This window comes from Ruminococcus sp. (assembly GCF_024684275.1).
In genome coordinates this window covers 1-4,064 of sequence record NZ_JAIKXF010000002.1, presented here as the reverse complement: position 1 = coordinate 4,064, position 4,064 = coordinate 1, and the positions used below count along the sequence as shown (strand labels likewise).

Sequence of the window (4,064 nt, the reverse complement as noted above, 5' to 3'; positions counted from 1 at the left end):
TGTCAATGTTTTTTCAGGCAGATCTCTGATCTGTCTTTTCGTCATGCCGTTTTGCTGTAAGTATTAGCAGGAGTTTGTTCGCTTACATACAAACATACTCCTGCTTCTTTATCGTTTTCAGTTAGCTTAATGACATTACCCTGATTGCCGAGTAACTCATCACCGTACTGAAGAATAAACTTAGTCAGGGTTTCGCGATCCATCTTCTTTATCTTTTTATAGGTATCTCTATCAATTATCTCTTTCTGTGCCACTGTGTCACTCCTGTTCCGTTGCACTATTCTTCATATCTGTCTCAATCAGGCTCATTATGAGCTCCGTCAGACTCATGCCTTTAGACTGAGCGTATTCCTTGTATTCGTCCTTTTTTCCTTTAGGTAAGTTTATGGTAAGCTTGTCACGGCTTCCTTTCATATACCTTATGGTTCTATTCTTGGCATTTTCGTTATACATAAATAGCTCCGATCCCGTTGCTACTTGTAGCAACGCAGCATATTTGGTACTCATAATTGTATCATATAGGGACGTTCCAGTCAAGCCGAAGCAAAAAACTGTAAATCTGCACAAAATAATAATTCGTATAGCCGTCTATATGTTATAATCTAAGCACAGAATTGAAAAAAATATCCCGAAAATCAGTCAGCTGACCTATCGGCTCAAAAACGGGGAGAAAGGAACTGTTATGAAGGAAACATATAGATCACTTGTTAAGCTTTACAAGTACAAGGGAAACGAATATGCTATTGTTCAGGGAATTCATGACGGTATCATCAGAGCAATCAATTATAATTGCCTTGATGAAAACGGAAGGACTACTCAACCGTTAAATGGAATCGAGATGTTCTGCTCCAAGGATGCCAATACAGTTGAGGATATTATCAAGCGGATAAACCTAAAAATCGACTTCGATGAATACATTAAGCAAAATGACATTGACACTTCTGATATGAAAACTCTTGCAAAAGCATATAAGAAGTTCTATGAAAAGAACGAGAAAACTGCTGCTGTGCAGGAAGAAGGACGGACGATATAAAAATAGGGGACGGTTCACTACCGTCCTCTTTGTTATTATGATTTAATCCTCATCTTCCGTTGTATAAATGTATTAGTATTATCACAAGAATTGAGCAGAAATCATATTCTTTATAACATGATATGTCATAAGCAACACGAAGTAATTCACCATACCACGATAAATCGCAGAACATAGGACTTATGTAAATATGATGGCAACAATTGAATTGACAATAGCATATCATTGGAGTATAATTTAGCAATAAGATTGTATAAACAGTCTTAAATTTTACAAAAAGGATATGATGAAGATGAAAAAAGCAATAAAAAAGATAGTATCTGCTGTTGCATCTGTAGTACTTGGATTTAGTATGTTAACATCATCACAAGTATTTGCAAAAAATGGTAATCTAGGTGATGTAATTGGAACAGATCTCAATGGATACAGTAAATGCTTAGCTATAGTTCCAACGGAGGATAGTTCATCAAGTATGCAAGGTATGGCATCGGATGGCGAATATATATATGTTGCAAAAATACATTTAATAAGAGATGACAATAAAAAAGTAATTGGAGAGAATAAAGCGAGAATTTATAGATTTGATCCCAATCTTCAATATCAAAAAGGAAATCCCCAAGTAATAAAAAACGAAAAAACTAATAAAGAATATGCTGATTTTGGACATGCCGGTGACATGACGGCAATAAAATATGATAAACACACATATTTACTGATATTAGAAAAAAAGGGAGGGAACACTTTAGTTCACTTATTGAAAGTTAATAATAATGACAAAAGAAGCACAAACGTCACTTATACAGAGGTCACAAAACATACAATAAAAGGCATTGAGTTTGGAAGTATTTCTGCTGACTTTATTGAAGGTAATGATAATAACCAATCACAAAAAACGTTATATTTTAAAACAGGTGATAAAATATATAAAGGTTCAATAGATATAAAATCGGGAACATTAAATTTGGACACGAAAGACAAGACAAAAGATTATAGCTATGAGTTAAAAAAATATATCAAGAGTATTGAATATGGATTTAATAATTGCACCGAACCTCAAGGAATGTGTCATTATCGCAGTAACTCTGAGAATTGCCTTTTCCTCTCTTATTCTTTCGATAAAAATGGGAAAGATAAAACAAGAAACATAATTATTAAATATCCATTAGATTTAGAAAAATATAAAGATATAAAAAAATATCCACAATTATATAATAAAGTAACTAAAGAATGGGAAAGAAAACCTATCGAATATTACACGATTGATGCAAGATACACAGGTGACGCACAAGACCTGGTTAATAAAAATAGTCCAGTTATTCAATTTGAATTAGAAGGATGTGCACTTATCGGAACTAAATTGATTTATACTACTGATAGTCAGAAAAGCGGTGTTAATTATGATGGCATATATTTGAGTAAATATTAATAAAAATCTATATAATCACTGTAACAGCACAAAATGCCCTCTCCTATCTGGAGAGGGCTTATTTGTAATACAGATATTTAGGACAATATGAGTTAGTATCCTTATTATTGTATCTGCGCAATGAATATAATCATCATGTGCAGCGGATAGTAAACATAGAAGAACCAACGATTGATTTCCTTTTTCAATGGAGTGCTACTGCGGTCACGTTTGCCACTGTAAAGATGTATCGGTATCAGAGCTAGGAGCGCACCATAATTGAAAGAGAAAGCAGCAAAGCTATCGAAGTATTTCAGAAATGTTATCGGCAGAATTATTATCGTTGCTGCTATAAATGCAGCCAGCATCATATATTTATCTTTATTAATGCAAGGAAGATACTCAAAATATGCATTAAGTGAGTTAATGGTATGTGCTGAATGCGGATCAGCTTATAAAAGACAGATATGGAACGTACATGGCAAGAAGAGATGTCCTGTATGGCGATGCATAAACAGGCTTGATAATGGAATCCGATATTGCAAGAAGTCACCTTCGATCCACGAAGATAAGCTTCAAAAAGCAATAATGAACGCCATAAATGAAAACTATGAATGCAGAAATGAGATAAGGAGGATCCTGAAAGGCAGTGTGGAAGAGGCTCTATCCGGAATAGAAGTAAGTGAGATCAGGAAGATAGAGTACAGATTACAAGAGATAGATGAAACCCGTAACGACTACATTTCCCTCATATCCTCAGGATCAATCGATGAAGAATCGCTTGACGAACAGTTCCAGAAGCTCTATGACGAAGAACAAAGCCTGAATGAACGCTTAGAGCAGATAAAAGCTAAAAATAGCATCGATTCAGACGATAGCGACCGGATTGACAGGACGCTAAAGGAGATCGATAAAAACAGCTGCGAATTACTTGAATACAATGATATACTGACCAGAAAACTCATAGAATGCGTAAGAGTAGTGAGCAAGACTGAAATACAGATCATTTTCAAGGGTGGATATGAAGTGACCGCAGAAGTTGAAAAATAAAGCAAAATATGTATCCCACTACTGTCATTAATAGCATTTATCTTGATTTTTCTGCTGATTTGTGGTATAATATTATCATCAAATCCAGTTATACGGGAGGATCGGTATGGAACAGGAACACGACTGGCAATATGACTTAGATGAATACATACGTCAGGGCGAGCCTGACCGTTCAGAGAAAAGTGCTGCTTGGCAGACTGCGATAGGCCTGCAGGACGTTGACGGCCTCCAGACCTCAGAATATCTGCTGGAAACAGCCAAGGAGCATATCGAAGGAAAGATCGATATATCCACCGCACAAAAGCGAATATACAGCTACTATGAGCAGCGTGATGTGCGTATGACTGTTGAACAGGATACAATGGAAGCGGATATCGTAGCAGCTCACATAGCCGAACTCCTTGCTGAGAAGACATTCCAGTTTTCACCGGCGGAGTTGCAGTCTATACATCGTCGACTGTTCACAGGCGTGTTCAAGACGGCTGGTCAGTACAGGACCTATAACATCTCTAAGAAAGAATGGGTGCTTAACGGTAAAACGGTGTTCTATGCAGCGTTTGACAGCATCCGTGATAC

6 protein-coding genes and 1 pseudogene are annotated in these 4,064 nt (G+C 36.3%); 4 read left to right on the top strand and 3 right to left on the bottom strand.

From position 1 onward, the window contains the following. Window positions 1-41 precede the first annotated feature (41 nt). Window positions 42-254 carry a hypothetical protein gene (locus K5677_RS00060; RefSeq protein ID WP_296723273.1) on the bottom strand — a complete coding sequence of 71 codons (213 nt, stop codon included), beginning with the start codon at window positions 252-254 and terminating at the stop codon, window positions 42-44. A 4-nt stretch (window positions 255-258) separates the two neighbouring features. After that, the gene (locus tag K5677_RS00055; RefSeq protein WP_296723270.1) at window positions 259-453 is read right to left on the bottom strand and encodes an antitoxin; all 195 of its coding nucleotides are present in this window, start codon (window positions 451-453) and stop codon (window positions 259-261) included. 229 nt (window positions 454-682) lie between these two features. Here K5677_RS00055 and K5677_RS00050 point away from each other — a divergent pair, with 229 nt between their 5' ends. Together K5677_RS00050 and K5677_RS00045 are read left to right on the top strand one after the other, a co-directional pair. After that, on the top strand, window positions 683-1,033 hold the full coding sequence (locus K5677_RS00050) for a hypothetical protein (RefSeq protein ID WP_296723268.1): 351 nt from the start codon (window positions 683-685) through the stop codon (window positions 1,031-1,033). Window positions 1,034-1,325: 292 nt separating this feature from the next. Then, window positions 1,326-2,459: a hypothetical protein gene (locus K5677_RS00045; RefSeq protein WP_296723267.1), complete on the top strand. Its 1,134-nt coding sequence runs from the start codon at window positions 1,326-1,328 to the stop codon at window positions 2,457-2,459. A 104-nt stretch (window positions 2,460-2,563) separates the two neighbouring features. Here the strand turns inward: K5677_RS00045 and K5677_RS14395 are convergent, their stop codons facing one another. Continuing rightward, a complete protein-coding gene (locus tag K5677_RS14395; protein ID WP_366848619.1) occupies window positions 2,564-2,806 on the bottom strand; it encodes a TraX family protein in 243 nt (80 codons plus the stop codon). On the opposite strand from K5677_RS14395, the gene K5677_RS00040 reads away from it, so the two are divergent. After that, a complete protein-coding gene (locus K5677_RS00040) occupies window positions 2,718-3,488 on the top strand; it encodes a zinc ribbon domain-containing protein (RefSeq protein ID WP_296723265.1) in 771 nt (256 codons plus the stop codon). The two genes, K5677_RS14395 and K5677_RS00040, sit on opposite strands and share 89 nt — an antisense overlap. 106 nt (window positions 3,489-3,594) lie before the next feature. After that, window positions 3,595-4,064, top strand: a pseudogene (locus K5677_RS00035) (cell filamentation protein Fic); the annotation flags it as partial.